Genomic DNA, 17,407 nt, shown 5'->3' on the forward strand with positions numbered 1-17,407 from the left:
TGACTCTCAACCGAATCTATCAATAAATTATTTATTCAGATCATAAGTAGGTATGAAAAAGCACCGTCGGATATTCTCCAACAGTGCTTTGTTTACTGCAATCGTACCTTATTAGCCTTTAGCATTATACTCATTAGCGTTTATATCAAATATGTTCAGAGCTTTCAGTAAGGCGTGTTCACTTGTTCTGGTCCCTTCTTTTGAAAAATGCGCATCTGGAAAAGCGGGAGACATATGATGGTATCCGGGATAAACATGTAATTCCACTAAGACACCATCAAAGACCAGTTGTTTAGCAAAAGATAAGGCTTCATCAATAAATAAATCAACGGTACCTATATTTATATAAGTCGGTGGTAACCCGGCCAATGACTTTGCACGGGCTGGCACATAATACTCACTTACCTCCTCAGAACCCGGTTCAATCCCCAATACAGATTTCCAGCCAAAATAATTACTTTGTTTTGTCCAAATAAACTCTCCTGCGTATGGATGCTCCGGTGCGATACTTGTGCGGTCATCTAGCATTGGCCTCATTAATCTTAGATGATGGATTTCGAATTCCTTCTGATCGCGAATGTACAAAGCTAAGCCAGCCGCCAAACCACCACCAGCGCTACTGCCCCCGACGGCAACTTTCTGAGTATCTATCTCTAACTCTTCCGCATGTTCAATACACCATTTTAGGCCCGAATAACAATCCTGTAACTGACTTGGCTGTACATGCTCTGGCGCTAGGCGATAGTACACAGATACACAACAGAAACCATGTTCTGCAGCAAGAGCTGCATTAGCAGGACGATCCACGACTGGACTTCCTAAGACCATTCCGCCTCCGTGTATAGAATAATATAGAGGCAACTTATTATGCTTTGATTGTTTGGGCTTAATGATTTCTATTTGAATATCTGGACCACTAAAATAACTTGGCACAACCTTTTTTTCCAATGTAACAGGGAACATCTGCGTTACATCTAATGGTTGCATCATTTGAGATTGGTTTTTACGTGATTCCATTAGTGTAGATTTGGTAAGATCGGTTGTTGGTATTAAATCAACTGCACTGATAATTTCTGGATCAATCAGATGTCTACTTCTACTTTTTTGCTCCCCCATGGTAGTCGTTTCCCCACTTTCTTTTTTCAATGACAATGAATCAACACATGTTTCCCTTCATTTATTCAGAATCGGAACCGTTCCAAATCCGTTGTTGCTGTCGTTTATATTCATATTTTAAAGATTAAAATAAGCTTTATAAATGAAAACAACGAGTTAGAATCATTTTTGACATAAAAACAATAATGAAAAAATGAGGTGCAATCCAATCTTTTGCCAAACAAAAAAACGTGACCGGATTGGTTTTTCACCGCGATCATCCAGTCACGCCCTAAGCTCACCATTTTATGAGCCAAAACTAAATTTATTGACGCGAGTATAGCACCACGCCACTTTGCAAATAGGTGTTTTATGTCCACTTCATGGGGTATCGATCGATATTCGCTGGCGTATCCCCCTACTTTTTATGTGAATACACAATTTTTTTAATGGTTTCGGTAGAGAGAAAAAACTCCTTAGCTAATTGCTCAATACTGCTACGATTTTGAAAAGCATTTCTGATCGCGGCATTTCGCTGTTCAAGCAACCTTCTCCCGCCACTCAAACTGCCCCAATCCATATATTCCGTTTTTGGCTTAGGAATATACAGAGTCTCTCCTTGAACATATTTTTGAATTTCCGTAATTAGTTTTTGAGGTAAAACTTTTGTAGCATTCGTATATCTCAATTTTGCTCGCTCCTTATTTTGATTCTTTAAAATAAGGTGCAAAGCCAAAAATATTAAAAAAGCTTGTTCAGCGTTAAAAAATTGTTTCGCCCCATACAAAGTAACGCTTTCTCAATAATTGGCTTTGCATGAGTGTAAGAAGTCACAGACAATCCCAATAGATTCTCCATCAGTAGGCACCCCCTTTTACTTCGCAAGTATAGCATAACTCTGCTCACCTGATCTTCATCCATTTACGAGGTGCTGTCGGGACGCTTTTTTTGCTCGACTCTTGTTATTCGTAAGCCGATGTTTTATATTGACATAAGAGTAGGTCAAAAACAAAAGAGGTGAACGGACGAGATGTCTCCACGAACGAAGGAACAAAACGAAGAGATCCGGCTGCGGCGACTGGCACAAATCCGGAAAGCCACTGCCGATGTGTTTTTGAATAAAGGGCCTTTACTGGAAATCCGTGATGTGGCCGTGCAGGCGGGACTCGGCTATGGCACGGTATACCATTATTACGGCAATAAGGGTGATCTGCTCCACGATCTGCTATGGGACGCGTTGGAGCGGTCCGGGGGATGGTTGGAGGCCCCGCGTGCTTCGGCTTCGGGGCAGGCGCCGGCGCGCGGGCATTTCGGCTTGGCTGTGGCGGCAGATATCGGGAACACGTCTGCCGCGGATTCCCAAAGCAAAAGCCGCGAAACGGCCGTTACCGCAGAGCTTGGCCCCGTCGCCGCCGCTGGCGTCCGGCTACTGCAGCTTTGGGCGGAGGACCACGCCCTGTACCTGCTGCATAAGCTGGCCGGTGAGGGCTTTGCCTCGCTGCCTGAAGCGCGCTCGGCCCCACTCTCGGCCGCTTTTCGCCGGGAGGTGCTCGCGCCGCTCGCCGCTTTGCTGGAGACTGGGCGTGCGGTGGACGAGGTTGCCGCTTCCGGCGAAAATACGGCAGAGTCGCCGTATCGGCTACACCACGCGGAAATGCTGCTGGCCGCCTTGGTCGGCTGCGCCTCGCTTTCGCTTCGTCGCGGAAAGCTGCACGAGGAGGCCAGGGATATCGCCCGGTTTTTAAAATTATAGAATGGATAAGGAGCGAATCATCAAAGATGATCATCTTAAAATCACCTAGAGAAATCGAAGAAATGAAACCGGCAAGCCAGATCGTTGCGGACTGCTACCGCGAGGTGGTCAAACTGATCGAGCCTGGGATTACCACTCGGGAAATCAATGACTTTGTTGCCAGACACATCACCAAGCTAGGCGGCAAGCAGTTTACGAAAGGGTACAACGGTTTCCCCGCCGAAACCTGCATTTCGGTCAACGATGTGGTCGCCCACGGCATTCCTTCGAACCAGGTGCTTATGGACGGCGACTTGCTGAAGCTCGACATCGTCGTGGAATACGGCGGATGGTTCGGTGATTCGTGCTGGTGCTATGCGGTGGGCAATATCCGGCCGGAGGCGCAAAAATTAATGAAGGTGACAAAGGAATGCTTGGATTTGGGGATTGCCCGTGCACTCCCCGGGGGCCGGCTCGGCGACATAACGTCGGCGATTCAACAGCATGCGGAAGCAAACGGGTTTTCGGTTGTACGCGATCTGCTCGCGCACGGGATCGGACGGAGCCTGCACGAGGAGCCGAGCTACGAGCATATCGGCATAGCTGGTAAAGGCATTCGGTTAAAGGAAGGCATGGTGTTTACCATTGAACCGATGATCAACGAAGGTACGTTTCGTATTACGATCGACGACGATCAATGGACGGCGAGAACAGCCGACGGCAAGTTGTCGGCACAATATGAGCATACGATCGCAGTTACACAGGACGGCCCACTAATTTTAACGGCCCAGTAAGAATAAAGACAAACAGTCGGGAATGCGTCATTTTAGGAAATAAGTCGCCAACCCGGCCTGCTTGGTCTGACGAAAGTTCGTAATCCGAAACGCGAAAAAGCGCTGGTCCAGCCTGGGACCAGCGCTTTTTTACATGGTTTGTAACTTTACAAATTTACGAAAAACCACATTGCTATGCGTTTTTTTAATTACATTATTTTTAATCAATCTACTAGTTGTTACGGATTTACACTCTCTGCTTGGCTAGCCTGTCTTGCGTGTGTTTTCTCATTGCAAATCTTGCTATGGGCTGAGCAACCAATAGCTCAATCCAAAATGCTACACCAAAATTTCTAAACCAACTATGAAAGAAGTTCTGAAAAGGTTCTAGGCTTATTTGTTTCGTACCCACCCAAGTTCCTATAATGGTTAGAAGAATAGATAAGACCGTGACATTCAATAAAGTATTCAATAATACTCTAGCATTAAATCCATCTGTTTGTCCTACGAGTTTTGGTAACACTTTACCCACTAATGGTCCAGCAACCAATCTTACTAACAAAACAACGATAATCCACATAAACGGAATAATCTTTAGCGTTTCTAAATAATTTTTTGTACTAAAGCCGCGTTCCAGGCCCATAATAATCGGGGCGATCGTGTTTACTGAAATAATTGAAATAATCAATAAAAATAATATACCTTCTTTTGCGTTTTGAGGCAGTCTTTCTTCCTTATACATGTTGTTTCCCTCCGAAATAAAAATATTTCAGATGGTAGACGTATCATGCAACATATATTTTTGGTCATTAAAACTAGTACCAATATCTCTACACACTGATCTAACAATTATAGCAATTTTCTTAAAACAAAGTAAGGATTTCAAAACATTTTATCTGAGTGACATTCGTTGACTATGAAGATCCTTGACTGTCTCTACAGAAATAAAAAGAGAATAACAGTAGGCTGCACTGCTTCGAGCTAATGATGTAAAATATAAACAAGCATAAAACTCACAAAGGAGTATATGAACCAGATGAACAATTTTCTGAATGAATTTGAGGAAAGATTTAGAACAGGATTTCTAGATGATCTTAAAAGCATACTGGAAGAAGTGAAGAATGAGAAGGTTTACGCCTGTGCTTTTGGAACAGACAGCGATTTTGTCACCTTATTTCTAGCTGTTAATACGGAGGAATCACTTGTTAGACATGTCACAAACATGAAAGCCGAAGGCCTGTGCGACAGCAAGGAAGATGAAAATTATTACAGATGGGGATTAAGCGAATATCAATATGGCGATACAACACATCTCAATCATATTAGCAAATTTCTGTATGCAACCGAAAATGTGTTGGATTATAAAGATGAAATGATAAAAATTATGGCCAAGGTCGTTAAAGAAACCGACGATGTACTTTTTACTCAATTCGGCCAATCCAAAGAAGATATTATTTTTTTCGTGTCCATGACGGATGATGATATGGCCGAGGAACTGGAAGATCAATCTGTAATGCAGATGACAAATGCCAATTTAGTTGATGGCTTCTTGCATCGTTATCAATAGAAGTCATTTGAAGCAACTCACGAACAGGCAAATTGCAGTTGCTCTTTGGTGTGAAAATAATGCTTTCCATGTTCCATCACTTTTAACTGGCAATGAAATCGGCTTGCAAACGTGGATATAACATCATATTCAGACAAGTCATCTTCAGAGCCATAAAGAATGGCAGTTGGCTTATTCCATGTATCAATTGGATGTGTTTTAACATAGCAATAATAATCCCAATCAAGTGTTTGCCCAATGGGTGTAGATATTTCTTTTTCAACTTTTAATCTCTCGTCGCTAACACTGAACCATGTCATCATATTTTTGATTATTCTATCCATATCTAGCACCGGAGAAAGAAACAGACATTGTCTAAGTGGGAAATGATTATAAGCAAGCAAACTAAAATACGCACCCATGCTACAAGCGAAAGCACTAATGTCATACCATTGTCACCACCCCACAAAATTGCCGGGATGCCCTCTATTATCAATTTTTGCTTCATCATTACTTTATCCTCGCTTAATACAGCCTGTTGTTGTCTTCCTTATCAAAATATTCTTTGTGGTTCTATCCTATGATACTACGATGATGAGAGAAACTACGCCGCCATCATACTTAAGGTATCGAAATTCGTTTGTTTTGCTGAAATGTGACTCCAGAGCAGCTTATTATTGACGATACCGATCATCACATCTGGCTCCATGACATCCTGATAAGAGAGCATAACCAATGTTGCAATATCTCCCATCTGATATGCAGCTGTCAACGCTCTTAGAAAAGTTTTCGATTTTTCACTTTCCGGTAAAGATAATTCTCCTTTGAGGAGTTCCTCCTGAACTGCTCCTAACGATTTTCGTGCCCGATGAAGTGCAACTTTTACCGCTCCCTCTGTTGTGCCCAGTATGTCGGATGTTTCACTAATCGAAAATGCGAACACATCTCGCAGCAGGAAGACAGTTCTCTGAAGCGGTGATAGATGATTCATTAAGGACTGCAACGCTATCTCAATTTCAAAAGTTCCATGATCCGCTTCAGTCACTTTTGCTTGTTCCCTATTCAATATCCGAGTGAAGACTGCTTTTCTCCGTATCTCATCAATCCAGGTGTTTTTAGCAATCCGCAGCAGAAGCGCTTTGGGATTGGTATGTTCGAAATTGTTTAACTTTCCTAATGCTTTTACCCAAGTATTCTGAGCCAATTCTTCCGCATCCCAATTTGATTTCGTAAGCGACAGACAGTAACGCTTCAGGACCGCCTGTAATTCGTCAAAGTTGTGGATGTTCACTGAATTGTCTGTCATCTGTATAGAATCATCTATGTTCATAGGCCTTCTCCTCCACAGTCATATTCTGCCCTCTGCTAAAGCAAAACCATTTGCTACCTTCATTGTAAACGAATTAGGGGTTGTAGAAGTTACACCATATACGCAAATCGTTTTTCTAATAAAAACTCCGTATCTTTTTACAGTCTGGGTTCGTTTACAAGGAGAAATCAACTGAACCAAGAAAATGGGGGTATACAAAATGAGTGTTTATGTTCCTTATGTTGTTGAGCAAACCGCTCAAGGTGAACGATCATACGATATCTATTCCAGACTGTTAAAGGATCGCATTGTGTTTGTAGGAGCAGCCATCGACGATCAATTAGCCAACAGCATTATTGCTCAATTATTGTTTCTGGCGGCAGAAGATCCGGAAAAAGAAATCTACATGTACATCAACAGCCCGGGTGGCTCTACTTCCGCAGGATTTGCCATTTATGATACGATGCAGTACATCAAACCTGATGTGCATACGATATGTACTGGATTTGCTGCTTCGTTTGGCGCGATCCTCTTGCTGGCTGGCACCAAAGGGAAACGTTCGGCACTACCGAATAGTGAAATTATGATCCATCAGCCGCACGGCGGCGCACAAGGGCAGGCCAGCGATATTGCGATCAGCGCCAAAAGAATTTTATTAACTCGTGAAAAGGCAACCCATGTCACAGCTGAACGGACTGGGCAACCTTTGGAAAAAGTCGAGAAAGACATGGACCGGGATTTTTTCATGTCTGCTCAGGAAGCACTGGAGTATGGCATCATCGATCAAGTGATAACTTCTTTGTAGAGTATGCACAAGACTTAATGATCCCCTGCTCTGGCCAAGAAACTACAAGAAAAATACGAGGTGATTTCATGTTAGCAAGTTTGCAAGGCAAGGAAGTAACTATTCATTTCATTGACGGAACATGTGCAAGCGACGGGGTATTGGACCAGATTGACGACAAGTATGTTAAATACCTTACGCAATATCAGACGCTTGTTATTCCTATTACGTCCATTCGCACCGTAACCATTGATATTAAAGAAAGACAACCTTACAGAGTTGGATTCGCCCCATAAATCTACCATAGTATCACAGGTAATCGCCGATCCCACAAGTTTAAGCCATCCTTCCATGATTTGTGGAATCGGCAACCCGCATGGGTGAAAATTTCATTTTACGGAGGCATGGTATTATGGAAATCTCAAAGGGAGTGGAAATGCTTCAACTAGATTTTCATGGGAACAGGATTCATCCTATTCTGTTGTGGGATCGAGAAATGGCAGTGTTAGTAGATACAGGATTTCCAGGACAAATCGAAGATTTACGCATGGCTATGGAAAAGGTAGGCGCGTCGTTTGGCAAACTAAAAGCTGTGATTTTGACACATCAGGATGTGGATCATATAGGTTGTCTTCCTGAGATTTTGCAGGAGTGTGGCAACAATATTACAGTATATGCGCATGAGCTGGATAAGCCGTATATTCAAGGGGAACTCCCTCTTTTAAAAGATGGTCACCTTGAGAATCCCCCGAAGGGCAGAGTGGACAATACCTTAATAGATGGTCAGGAACTGCCGTTTTGCGGAACAATTCGAGTCATCCATACGCCTGGGCATACCCCTGGTCATATCAGCCTTTATTTGAAGCAAAGTAAGATTCTCATTGCTGGTGATTCGATGTACAGCGAAAACGGGATTCTCAGAGGAATTCATGCTCCGACTACACCTAATATAAGTGAAGCTCGACTCTCATTGAAAAAGTACTTGGATCTCGACATTGCATCGGTGGTTTGTTATCACGGGGGATTAAGTAATGTAGAAGTTAATGACCAGCTATTAGGACTTAGCAAAGGATTATAAAATTTACTCTTAGTTACGATATCAAAACTGGATTCCCTTGTAGATCGAAAGGGTCCGGTTTTTTCAGTTATGTGAGATGCCTCCATGTAGCGACTATCACAAAAATTCAATAAGAATTAATGATTGCTGCTTCCGTTGGCGGTGAACAATACTATTAAGAAAATTTATATGGTTCAATTCTTTCTAGATCTTTCATAATACAACAAATTGATTAACCCTCGAAACTGTAAATACAAGACCCCACTTTAACGAGATCGGAAGATACTGAATTTCCAATGCATATGCCAATATTTTTCTTCTCAGCTATTGAAGTTGAAATTTGAGCTAACGCTTAACTCAATCAGGCGAGGTTCTGGAACTCGGGTGTGGTACAGGATTGACAACCATTCACTTATCAAAATAGGGATACATATAACAGGTACTGATATTTCTTCATCAATGCTTGAATATGCGCGGGTTAAAGCTCAAGGTTTGCCTGTGGATTTTATTGAAGCTGGTGCTCGTACATTCGATCCGAAAAGCGTTTTTCCATGATATATTCGACAGAAAATGCATTCCAGGCATTTTTGAGCGATGAGGGTCAACGAGCCTCACTCGAAACCGCCTACAAGCACCTAGAGCCAAATGGGTTGTTTGTTTTTGAAACCCGAACCCCCTTGAAAGTATATTTATCCAATCAAGAGGAAAGCATCTGGGGAAATTTTATCGATAAGGATGGAATTAAAGTCAAGGTTTCTGGGACACAGTTGTATGATTCAAGTAACCAGATCATGCACTGGGCGACGTTTCGTGATTGGGGATCGAAGAAAACAACTTCTCGAATTGCATGTCGCTTTACTGATAATGACACGCTTCAGCGTTTATTAACGAGCCCCGGCTTTTGTATCGAAAATCAATATTCGGACTGGGATAAAACACCGTTCACGCCTTTATCTCCTTCTATCATTAGTGTTTGTCGAAAAAAACATTGAGCCCAGAATGAATAATCCCGGGACGTTCATCCCAAGTGTTCGCCGACTGCGCGTATGCACCAATATTTCCTAATATCAAAAACTTATTTCTCCTCAGCGTTCGAGGTGAAATAAGTTTTGAACTGAGTACATTTATCTAGATGAACAGGAGACTTACCACTCGACTTCTTCAAACAGACGGAAAAGCATCTTTTTTTCGAATTCATCTAAAATTTCAAAACCAGTTATCTCATCTTCTTTTTCTCCAAGTTTTATCATAGTAGCGATTGCTAAGTCTCCCACCTTATAGGTACCTAAAAGCTTATCTTGAGGTTCCCTTTTTAAAGACAATTCATTTAATTTTTTTAATATTTCCTCTGCACGAATGCCTTCTTTTCCGATATGTGTCATTGCATGATATAAAACTATGGGGTTTTTTTCTTCTAGCAAATTTTCTAACTCATCTATTGAACATTTTCCTTCTTCTAATTTTTTTACTATATTCATTTTATTCCTCCTGAATTATTTTAAATGACTTGTTAGTAATTTTCTTTCTTGAATATAATTTTCAAATAACATATTTGCAATATCATTACGTCCCAAATCTTCGGCAATTTTTATTTCTCTCATATATGCATTTAATTCCATTTTCACACGATTTATTGTTTGAAAATGGTAACTCATTCCGGGGAATCCATGCTTTGAATCGTCCAGGTAATGAGTATACTCATGAATTAATGCTCCTATAGAAGCGTCTTCATCTATTATTAGTTGGCCGGGCCCACCTTTGCTAGGGGAATAAGCCATTGTGTTGCCTTTATATATAACTTCTACTCCCTCTGAATGTAATTCGTCAATAATTTTATTCCATTCTTGTGGATGTGACTCTCTTCCGGGTCCAATAACTTCTTTTAAAGGATCATCGGGATTTTTTCTAAATTCTTCACCAATATCTCTATAAAACTCTCTTCCAAGAGCAGGGTGCTGTTCACTATCTTTTAAGATATTGCTCGTACTTTTAGCGCCTTCATACTTAACGGATCCCTCCAAAAGATTTTTGGGCTTAATCAGTGCTTTGGTCGACGTAGAACCTATCATCAATCCTGCTGTACCAATCATATTAGCCCAGTGTTCCTTTGACCACGCATTGGTAGGATTGAATGCACCCTGAATCATGCCTGTTACTCCAAATGTACCGAAATTGAGCATGTCATTCCATGAATCGTTTTGTTTGGCTGCTCGTTCCATGTACCCTTGATACATTCCTTTTGGAATACCGTACGTCATATAATCCATGAAGCTCCAGAATGAATCAAATTTTTTCTCATATCGTTCTGAATTAGCTACTACAAAATCCTGACCAAGCTCTGCTAAAGTATCCGCCGATTTTTGGAAAGCATTTCGAGTATCTGGAGCAGGAACAGAACATGAATTAGGTGGAGGTGGTAAACAACTGGCGTCAATATTACCTGTTTCCAATAAATCAGTTAATCTAAACTTATCTGCATGATGGCGCAATTCTTTTGCAATAGAATCTGTAAGTGTAACAAATTCATTCATATTCTTCTGGGATGTTTGAAATCTGTAATAGAATTGCTCCTTCGTTATGCCCTCCCAGAATCGTTCCATAAACGAGATATGCTGCGATAACTTACTATTCATCTGCATCACCGTTTGCAGCGCAAGCTCAAACTTCTTAGAGACAGCTATAAGATGTTCGGGTGTCACTTTAATGGTTGTCATAATGTACCTCATTTTGAGTTCGTTAGGACATAATACCATTATTCTAATTTATGGAAAACCTGCTTCATTCCTAATTGTTATAAGAATCAGAAGACTTATTCCCTATGACCTCTGACTTATATTTATTCAAATACTTCTCTTTTGCTGTCCATTCCTAAAATACATCTTACTTAAGTTATATGATTCACCTTATAAAAATAAGCCGATACATTGAAAGCTCGATCTCTTAGTTTCGGTAGTTTATCCCATCAATTATTTCAATTATCGTCAAAGCCCCTGCTTTGTACCCTGAAATATAATCTGAGGCAGATAATATAGAAATCAGTACATCATTTAAATCGGATAGTTCTTCGATTAATTCGTAATCTTGTTCCGACAATTTTGCTTTTAATGCTTTCATAGAAGCGGATATTTTCTGATGAACTAGCTCAAGCTCAGGGTTTTTAGGTTTGGTTCGTTCGCTTGGGTACCATTTTCCATAGTATAAATCCTCCAAGATACTCATATATTCATCTTCTTCTCCCTTTTAATAAGATTTTGTGTAAATTCCAGAATCGTAGATGCATTTTGTTCCCTGAAAATAGAATATCCCATTGTAATGTCAATAATGATGATTTAGCGAATATATCACTAGAAACCATTAAAAAGCCCTACCCCGTAGGATAGAGCTCTACTTTTCTAATGACAACTTTGACAAAGTTGCATTTTCTACTCTAATTATCTGATCTAATTGTTCGGGTGATTAAACTAATTTGGCATCGAAGTGTGTTTTGAAATTGAATCGATAATTAAATCCCAGTCGTCATAGTGAATCTCATGTCCGGCACCTTCCAATGCTAGTAAAAACGCACCCGGAATTTCGTTAGCAAGATGTATTCCGTGTTCATAAGGGATAATCGGATCTTCAGTACCGTGTATAACCAGTGTAGGAACGTTTATTTCCCCTGTCCTAGCCAAATAGGATTCTCCACCTGACAGCATTGCGTGATTATTCATACTAGCCATATTATTGCTTCTTTTCCATTCTTCTTTTGCCAATTGATAAACCTTATTCTCATCGAAGGAATGCTTTGAACCTACTAGAATTCTTGATCTACCCACCACAAAATCAACCACCGATTGTTCGTTCGTCCAATCTATTGCTTCCATATTCGAGAAATAGTCCATAACCTTTTCCTCCATCGGTGGAAGATCGGGAGCAAAATTGGACGTGGCTAAAAGAGTCACCGTTAATACTCTGTCTGGATGTCGTAGAGCTATCATCTGAGTCAGCATTCCGCCCATAGACATCCCTACGATATGCGCTTGTTCAATCTTATAAGCATCCAAAACTCGAATCGCATCATCTGCCATGTCTTCAAAAGTATAGTCTGGTTGACCCGGTTCATAAGTTGTAGAACGTCCGACATCTCGGTTATCGTAACGAACGACAAAACGACCTGTATCAGCTAAACGCTGGCAGAATTCTTCCTCCCACCAGATCAGTGAGGATTGAGCGCCCATAATCAGTAATATTGCTGGGTGAACTCGCTCGCCGAAACTCTCACTACAGATTTCTATTCCATCGCTTTTTATAAGTAGTTCATTCATGTAGAATTCCTCCCCTCAATGATATATAACAAAAAAACACCGAATATTACCTTCATCACTTATCCTCATTAAGTACTTCCAGTGCCTCTCCCTTAGACAGACAGGAATTACCGATCTACTCGGTCGCTAGTTTAAGATATTTTGTTGCAAGAAATTTAGAAAATCTCTTTGCATAGAGCCAAGCGTAAGAATTTTTTTGATTATCCTGAACCTACTGTGCTGGCCTTTGATTTTAAATGACCATATTGCAGAAGACAGGTGTCCAGAATGATATTTTTGTTCCTGTAAATCAGCTATTTCATATTCAACTTTTTGTACTACTTTTGTGGAAAATAGATTGAGGAAAAGGATAATAATCCTATCATTATTTAAGAGTAATATGGCTCGACTTGTATAAGCCGAAAAGCTCTGTGGAGTTGAATAGCAGATGAGCATGTCAGATTCTCTATAAGGTTCTGCTAGCTTGTCGATCAATTTTTTTGTAATGAATAGCATGATCAAATCCCTCTCTATCTGGATGTTTAAATGAATTGACAGTAAAGAATATCCGTCAAAAATATTATACTACACAAGTAAACTATTCCAAAAAAAGATAGTCATCTGTAGCCTGTTTGAATAATTGGATGAATTGAAATTTGGATAAATTAAGCTCTTTGCATAGTATTATTGCAGGTATTGTATCCTCCACCGTTAAAGATGTTATTAATCTTAACGACAACGAATAAAATCATGGATTATTGTGGTATTATTTCGGATTATTGTTAATACTACGAATCTGAGGAGGGTAATAATGAAGTTACATACCAAATTTTCAAGACAATTATGCCGGAATATCGAGCTCATTTGTGACTTCATGGGAAACAGTTCGGATTTTGTTGTTCGTGAAATCACAGCTGGCCATAAACACGCCGCTCTTTTTTATTTGGACGGCATGACTGACATGCAAAAGGTACAGGACAACGTGATCCGTCCGTTGCATGATCGTGTCTCCTCTGATGAGATTACTTTATCGTTATTGAAAAACGCAATTTTGGACATTGGTGAAGCAAGCTTTACTCAAAACTTTGAAGATGCCTTGGAACAGATTCTCTCGGGTGGTCTTCTCCTACTACTGGACGATATGGATGAAGGTCTGGTCATTTCTTTGCCTGGATGGGAAGAACGCAGCATTTCGGACTCGAAGACACAGCCAGTGGTCAGAGGTCCGCAAGAAGCGTTTACAGAAACTTTACGTACGAATACGACTATGGTTCGTCGAAGGGTGAAGGATACAAGAGTACGTCTTACTGCGGTAAAAGTTGGCGAAAAAACTAAGACCGATATATCTGTCATGTATTTACATGGAGTCGCTGACCCAAAAAAGGTGCAGGACATGATATCCAAGTTAAAGAACATGCAAGTAGAAGGTGTGCTTGAAAGCGAATATTTGGAAGAATGTCTCCATGAAGATAAGCAATTCACGATATTTCCACTCTTTTATAATTCTGATCGCCCAGACTCCATTGCAGCAGGAATCATGGAGGGGAAAATTGCAATATTTGTGGATGGATCTCCCTTCGCCATCCTTGCACCTGCGGTGTTTGCAGATTTCCTCCAATCCGCAGAAGATTATTATCAGTCCTATGTTTACGGTAGTATCATTCGAATATTAAGGTACATCTGCCTAACAATCTGTATGTTGGCTCCGGCCATTTATGTCGCATTAACGACATTCCATCAGGATATGATTCCAACAGTTTTATTATTAAGCTTATCTGCGCAACGTGAAGGAGTTCCATTCCCAGCATTTATTGAGGCGATGATCATGGAAGTGGTTTTTGAAATTCTGAGGGAGGCAGGTCTCCGTATGCCACGGACGGTCGGTCAAGCCGTTTCTATTGTCGGGTCCATCGTGATTGGCCAGGCAGCTGTAGAAGCAAACATCGTTTCGGCTGTTATGGTCATTGTTGTTGCAATAACTGCCATTTCGAGCTTTGTCATTCCCTCGTACACCTTTGCTATTCCAATTCGGATATTACGTTTCGCTTTCATAGGCATAGCCGCTATGTTTGGTGTGTACGGATTGACTGTTGGTATTCTCATGCTCTTTGTGCATCTAAATGGGCTCCATTCATTCGGTGTACCGTATTTGAGTCCCTTTGCCAATTACAAATCGTCGGAGCAGAGGGACGCCATATTGCGTTTTCCATATAAAACTAAAAAACAACGCAAAAACTAAAGGAGTAGACCATCATGAACTCGTACCGATCCACCATTTTATTAATGTTTATGTGCATCTGGCTAATGGTGTTTCTTACGGGTTGCTGGAACAGTAAGGAATTGAGCGCAATTTCCGTCGTGATGGCTCTGGGCATTGACGCAGTTGATGACCAATATGAAGTCAGTTTACAAGTGGTTGACCCATCGAAAATGTCTCAGAATTCCCCCATGGAACGGACGCCAACGATCGTTTTTTCCAAACGCGCCGATACCATATTTGAAGCTATTCGAAAATTAACAACAGAATCGTCCCGAAAAATGTATATGTCTCACTTAAAATTTGTAATTTTTGATGAAAAAACAGCAAAAAAAGGAATCAAGGAGCCGCTGGACTTTCTATTCCGTGACCATGAAGTTCGGCCTGATTTCTATTTGGCCGTTGTCAGAGAAAACTCAGCAAAGGAGGCCGTTACTTTTGTAGCTCCAACCGAGGTCTTGCCTGCAATGGATATGTATAAGGCATTAAAGAACTCTGAAAAAGCATGGGCTCCAACTTCCGCAGTCAATGTAAAAGATCTTTTGCAGAAATTTACGAAGGATGGCATTGAACCAGTTCTCACCGGTATTCGACTGACAAACCTAGAAAAAGGTCTAACTATTGATAATGTGACAAAGTCGCCCCAACATGTTAAATATTTTTTCACTGGAATTGGTGTTTTCAAGGGCGATCGACTTATCGATTGGATGGATGATTCGCAAAGTAAAGCCTTTACCTATATATCCAACCGTGTTTCCAGTACCGTAGCTTCCATCAATTGTCCGAATTCCAAAGGAAAATTTGTTGTTGAAGTAATCCGTTCCAAAGTAAAAATACGCCCACAAATAATAGACCATGAGCCACGCATTTCTCTTATTGTGGATACAGAATCCAATATCGGAACGGTCTCGTGCAATGCCAACCTTAAGAATGAAGAGACATTTAGAAATCTTCAAGAAACAGCTAAGGAGCATCTGGAACAGTCTTTGAAGGGAGGCATTCGAAACGCACAACAAATGGGTTCCGATATATTCGGATTTGGAGAAGCTTTTCACCGCAAGTTCCCGCATGAATGGCATAGATGGAAAGAGGATTGGCCACAAAAATTCCAAACTCTTAAAGTGGATATTCAGCTCAATTATCGTTTAGTTCGGTTCGGAGACATTACCAGTCCAATTGATATGGGAATACACAATCAGGAGTGAGTACATATGCTTTATGTTATTCTCGTAACTTCCATTTTAGCATCGTTGTATGAGTTTAAAAAATTTAAAGAGAAACAATACGTACGTGAAATTGTATTCAGCTCAATATTGTTGATTATAGGCGTCATATTGATTATCCTACGGATCGTCAGCATTAAACTGCCGACTCCACTGACGGGCATTCAAATCCTATTTCAACCGATAAGCCGGTTACTTACAGAAATGTTATCTTAAGGGGGTATTGGGATGAATTCCAACTTGACCGTTCGACAAGCTATTATGTGGTTTGCATTATATCAAATAGGAAGCGCATATCTGGTACTCCCAGCGGCAATTACCGCTACCGCAAAACAAGATGCCTGGCTCTCCATCCCAGTCTCCTTAGGGTTTCATCTGTTATTGATACCTTTATATGCCTCCATCGCTAGGCAAATACAGGGAAAATCTTTCGTAGAGCATCTCCGTTGCCTCTTCGGTCCTTTTTTGGGCGGGACAATCAGCATCGTTTTCATTTTTTTCTTTCCCTTTCTTGTGTTCATTATGACGCTTCGAAATCTGGGCGACTTTATCACGATAGCTATTATGCCTGAAACTCCCCCCGACGCGATATATTTCATCATGCTAATAGTCATTTATTTCGCCGTTCGATCAGGCCCTGCTGTAATTGGCCGTTGTGCGGAAATCCTGTTTTTTTTCCTTCTTGTTCTGTATCTTTTGGTCAGGATTACCCTTCTTCCTGAGAGCAACATAGATAATGTGCTCCCTATTTTTGAGTATGGTTTAAACCCTATCGTTCTCGCTTCGTTCAATTTGTTTGCCTTTCCCTATCTTGAGGCATTTCTGTATCTTTTTTTCGCACAGTACATCCCTGATCCAAAAAAGTGGAGAAAGACAGTGATAACATGTGCTTTGATTAGCGGCGGCATGTATTTTTTCATGGTTCTACAAATAATCGCCGTGATGAGTGAAGGTGTTGTATCTAATTTGACGTTTCCTACTTTTTTTATTAACCGAACAATCAGTAGCGGAGAGTTTCTTCAACGGTTTGAAATTTTTGTTGCCGTGTTTTGGTTTGTCACCATTTTTTTCCGACTCGCACTGCTTTTATATGTGTCAGCGCAAGGGCTTGCAGATGCTTTTCGCCTGCGGAGCGCTAACTCTCTCTTAATTCCTCTGATCCTAATTGCAATGGCAATGGTTCATTCTATCTGGCCAAACATGCAGTTTATAACCATGTTTTTTTCAGTATGGCCTTTTTACGCCATGATTTTCGGTATTGTGTTTCCTATTGTGTTATGGCTGATGGGCAAGGTAGGCGGCTCGTTGAAATTACGTAAAAAGTATCACTAAAGTTGCGTTGGCTGTA

The 17,407-nt window shown here is 40.9% G+C and carries 19 protein-coding genes and 1 pseudogene; 11 read left to right on the forward strand and 9 right to left on the reverse strand.

Annotated features, from left to right (window positions below; all coding sequences use genetic code 11):
• Positions 1-111: 111 nt before the first annotated feature.
• Both MMB75_RS22610 and MMB75_RS22615 read right to left on the reverse strand, forming a co-directional pair.
• Positions 112-1,116 carry an alpha/beta hydrolase gene (locus MMB75_RS22610; RefSeq protein WP_117289874.1) on the reverse strand — a complete coding sequence of 335 codons (1,005 nt, stop codon included), beginning with the start codon at positions 1,114-1,116 and terminating at the stop codon, positions 112-114.
• A gap of 397 nt (positions 1,117-1,513) precedes the next feature.
• Entirely contained in the window at positions 1,514-1,783 is a 270-nt protein-coding gene (locus MMB75_RS22615) for a CD3324 family protein (RefSeq protein ID WP_031463493.1), read from the reverse strand.
• Between the two features lie 342 nt (positions 1,784-2,125).
• Here MMB75_RS22615 and MMB75_RS22620 point away from each other — a divergent pair, with 342 nt between their 5' ends.
• Entirely contained in the window at positions 2,126-2,848 is a 723-nt protein-coding gene (locus tag MMB75_RS22620; protein ID WP_045245184.1) for a TetR/AcrR family transcriptional regulator, read from the forward strand.
• Positions 2,849-2,874: 26 nt separating this feature from the next.
• Entirely contained in the window at positions 2,875-3,621 is a 747-nt protein-coding gene (gene map / locus MMB75_RS22625) for a type I methionyl aminopeptidase (protein WP_016819015.1), read from the forward strand.
• Positions 3,622-3,847: 226 nt separating this feature from the next.
• On the opposite strand, the gene MMB75_RS22630 is transcribed toward map, so the two are convergent.
• Positions 3,848-4,342, reverse strand: coding sequence for a DUF2798 domain-containing protein (locus tag MMB75_RS22630; RefSeq protein ID WP_045245185.1), 495 nt, complete (start codon positions 4,340-4,342; stop codon positions 3,848-3,850).
• Between the two features lie 294 nt (positions 4,343-4,636).
• Here MMB75_RS22630 and MMB75_RS22635 point away from each other — a divergent pair, with 294 nt between their 5' ends.
• Positions 4,637-5,167 (forward strand): DUF4303 domain-containing protein, encoded by a 531-nt coding sequence (locus tag MMB75_RS22635; protein ID WP_045245186.1) that lies wholly within the window; start codon positions 4,637-4,639, stop codon positions 5,165-5,167.
• Positions 5,168-5,184: 17 nt separating this feature from the next.
• On the opposite strand, the pseudogene MMB75_RS22640 reads toward MMB75_RS22635, so the two are convergent.
• A pseudogene (locus MMB75_RS22640) lies at positions 5,185-5,601 on the reverse strand (alpha/beta hydrolase); the annotation flags it as partial.
• Between the two features lie 149 nt (positions 5,602-5,750).
• Positions 5,751-6,476 carry an RNA polymerase sigma factor gene (locus tag MMB75_RS22645; protein ID WP_045245187.1) on the reverse strand — a complete coding sequence of 242 codons (726 nt, stop codon included), beginning with the start codon at positions 6,474-6,476 and terminating at the stop codon, positions 5,751-5,753.
• 199 nt (positions 6,477-6,675) lie between these two features.
• On the opposite strand from MMB75_RS22645, the gene clpP reads away from it, so the two are divergent.
• From clpP to MMB75_RS22665, 4 genes are all read left to right on the forward strand, one after another.
• The gene (gene clpP, locus MMB75_RS22650; RefSeq protein WP_045245188.1) at positions 6,676-7,260 is read left to right on the forward strand and encodes an ATP-dependent Clp endopeptidase proteolytic subunit ClpP; all 585 of its coding nucleotides are present in this window, start codon (positions 6,676-6,678) and stop codon (positions 7,258-7,260) included.
• 68 nt (positions 7,261-7,328) lie between these two features.
• Positions 7,329-7,535 (forward strand): hypothetical protein, encoded by a 207-nt coding sequence (locus tag MMB75_RS22655; RefSeq protein ID WP_044786524.1) that lies wholly within the window; start codon positions 7,329-7,331, stop codon positions 7,533-7,535.
• 116 nt (positions 7,536-7,651) lie between these two features.
• Positions 7,652-8,317 carry an MBL fold metallo-hydrolase gene (locus MMB75_RS22660; RefSeq protein ID WP_045245189.1) on the forward strand — a complete coding sequence of 222 codons (666 nt, stop codon included), beginning with the start codon at positions 7,652-7,654 and terminating at the stop codon, positions 8,315-8,317.
• Positions 8,318-8,847: 530 nt separating this feature from the next.
• A complete protein-coding gene (locus MMB75_RS22665) occupies positions 8,848-9,288 on the forward strand; it encodes a hypothetical protein (protein WP_017428547.1) in 441 nt (146 codons plus the stop codon).
• 153 nt (positions 9,289-9,441) lie between these two features.
• Here MMB75_RS22665 and MMB75_RS22670 read toward each other — a convergent pair whose 3' ends face one another.
• The 4 genes from MMB75_RS22670 to mle form a co-directional block, all read right to left on the reverse strand.
• Positions 9,442-9,774 (reverse strand): hypothetical protein, encoded by a 333-nt coding sequence (locus MMB75_RS22670; protein WP_017428546.1) that lies wholly within the window; start codon positions 9,772-9,774, stop codon positions 9,442-9,444.
• Positions 9,775-9,789: 15 nt separating this feature from the next.
• A complete protein-coding gene (locus MMB75_RS22675) occupies positions 9,790-11,010 on the reverse strand; it encodes a WXG100 family type VII secretion target (protein ID WP_045245190.1) in 1,221 nt (406 codons plus the stop codon).
• A gap of 226 nt (positions 11,011-11,236) precedes the next feature.
• Positions 11,237-11,515, reverse strand: coding sequence for a DUF6809 family protein (locus MMB75_RS22680; RefSeq protein WP_017428544.1), 279 nt, complete (start codon positions 11,513-11,515; stop codon positions 11,237-11,239).
• A gap of 242 nt (positions 11,516-11,757) precedes the next feature.
• On the reverse strand, positions 11,758-12,600 hold the full coding sequence (mle, locus tag MMB75_RS22685) for an alpha/beta fold macrolide esterase (RefSeq protein ID WP_025364815.1): 843 nt from the start codon (positions 12,598-12,600) through the stop codon (positions 11,758-11,760).
• Positions 12,601-13,390: 790 nt separating this feature from the next.
• On the opposite strand from mle, the gene MMB75_RS22690 reads away from it, so the two are divergent.
• The 4 genes from MMB75_RS22690 to MMB75_RS22705 are packed head-to-tail and all read left to right on the forward strand — an operon-like array spanning position 13,391 to position 17,391.
• On the forward strand, positions 13,391-14,818 hold the full coding sequence (locus MMB75_RS22690) for a spore germination protein (protein ID WP_045245191.1): 1,428 nt from the start codon (positions 13,391-13,393) through the stop codon (positions 14,816-14,818).
• A 44-nt stretch (positions 14,819-14,862) separates the two neighbouring features.
• A complete protein-coding gene (locus tag MMB75_RS22695) occupies positions 14,863-16,041 on the forward strand; it encodes a Ger(x)C family spore germination protein (protein WP_277511072.1) in 1,179 nt (392 codons plus the stop codon).
• A 6-nt stretch (positions 16,042-16,047) separates the two neighbouring features.
• Complete coding sequence (locus MMB75_RS22700) at positions 16,048-16,275, forward strand: hypothetical protein (RefSeq protein WP_016819002.1); 228 nt, start codon at positions 16,048-16,050, stop codon at positions 16,273-16,275.
• Positions 16,276-16,287: 12 nt separating this feature from the next.
• Positions 16,288-17,391, forward strand: a complete 1,104-nt coding sequence (locus MMB75_RS22705; RefSeq protein ID WP_019687181.1) for a GerAB/ArcD/ProY family transporter — start codon at positions 16,288-16,290, stop codon at positions 17,389-17,391.
• The last annotated feature ends 16 nt before the right edge of the window (positions 17,392-17,407 follow it).

Source organism: Paenibacillus sp. P2(2022) (assembly GCF_029522175.1).
GTDB lineage: Bacteria > Bacillota > Bacilli > Paenibacillales > Paenibacillaceae > Paenibacillus > Paenibacillus polymyxa.

What these genes read in the sequence shown, in the direction of transcription:
- MMB75_RS22675 (WP_045245190.1), bottom strand. Translation starts at nt 11,010, where the DNA reads ATGACAACCATTAAAGTGACACCCGAACATCTTATAGCTGTCTCTAAG.
- map (WP_016819015.1), top strand. Translation starts at nt 2,875, where the DNA reads ATGATCATCTTAAAATCACCTAGAGAAATCGAAGAAATGAAACCGGCA.
- MMB75_RS22705 (WP_019687181.1), top strand. Translation starts at nt 16,288, where the DNA reads ATGAATTCCAACTTGACCGTTCGACAAGCTATTATGTGGTTTGCATTA.
- clpP (WP_045245188.1), top strand. Translation starts at nt 6,676, where the DNA reads ATGAGTGTTTATGTTCCTTATGTTGTTGAGCAAACCGCTCAAGGTGAA.
- mle (WP_025364815.1), bottom strand. Translation starts at nt 12,600, where the DNA reads ATGAATGAACTACTTATAAAAAGCGATGGAATAGAAATCTGTAGTGAG.
- MMB75_RS22610 (WP_117289874.1), bottom strand. Translation starts at nt 1,116, where the DNA reads ATGGGGGAGCAAAAAAGTAGAAGTAGACATCTGATTGATCCAGAAATT.
- MMB75_RS22660 (WP_045245189.1), top strand. Translation starts at nt 7,652, where the DNA reads ATGGAAATCTCAAAGGGAGTGGAAATGCTTCAACTAGATTTTCATGGG.
- MMB75_RS22695 (WP_277511072.1), top strand. Translation starts at nt 14,863, where the DNA reads ATGTTTATGTGCATCTGGCTAATGGTGTTTCTTACGGGTTGCTGGAAC.
- MMB75_RS22670 (WP_017428546.1), bottom strand. Translation starts at nt 9,774, where the DNA reads ATGAATATAGTAAAAAAATTAGAAGAAGGAAAATGTTCAATAGATGAG.
- MMB75_RS22700 (WP_016819002.1), top strand. Translation starts at nt 16,048, where the DNA reads ATGCTTTATGTTATTCTCGTAACTTCCATTTTAGCATCGTTGTATGAG.
- MMB75_RS22680 (WP_017428544.1), bottom strand. Translation starts at nt 11,515, where the DNA reads ATGAGTATCTTGGAGGATTTATACTATGGAAAATGGTACCCAAGCGAA.
- MMB75_RS22690 (WP_045245191.1), top strand. Translation starts at nt 13,391, where the DNA reads ATGAAGTTACATACCAAATTTTCAAGACAATTATGCCGGAATATCGAG.
- MMB75_RS22645 (WP_045245187.1), bottom strand. Translation starts at nt 6,476, where the DNA reads ATGAACATAGATGATTCTATACAGATGACAGACAATTCAGTGAACATC.
- MMB75_RS22630 (WP_045245185.1), bottom strand. Translation starts at nt 4,342, where the DNA reads ATGTATAAGGAAGAAAGACTGCCTCAAAACGCAAAAGAAGGTATATTA.
- MMB75_RS22665 (WP_017428547.1), top strand. Translation starts at nt 8,848, where the DNA reads ATGATATATTCGACAGAAAATGCATTCCAGGCATTTTTGAGCGATGAG.
- MMB75_RS22635 (WP_045245186.1), top strand. Translation starts at nt 4,637, where the DNA reads ATGAACAATTTTCTGAATGAATTTGAGGAAAGATTTAGAACAGGATTT.
- MMB75_RS22620 (WP_045245184.1), top strand. Translation starts at nt 2,126, where the DNA reads ATGTCTCCACGAACGAAGGAACAAAACGAAGAGATCCGGCTGCGGCGA.
- MMB75_RS22655 (WP_044786524.1), top strand. Translation starts at nt 7,329, where the DNA reads ATGTTAGCAAGTTTGCAAGGCAAGGAAGTAACTATTCATTTCATTGAC.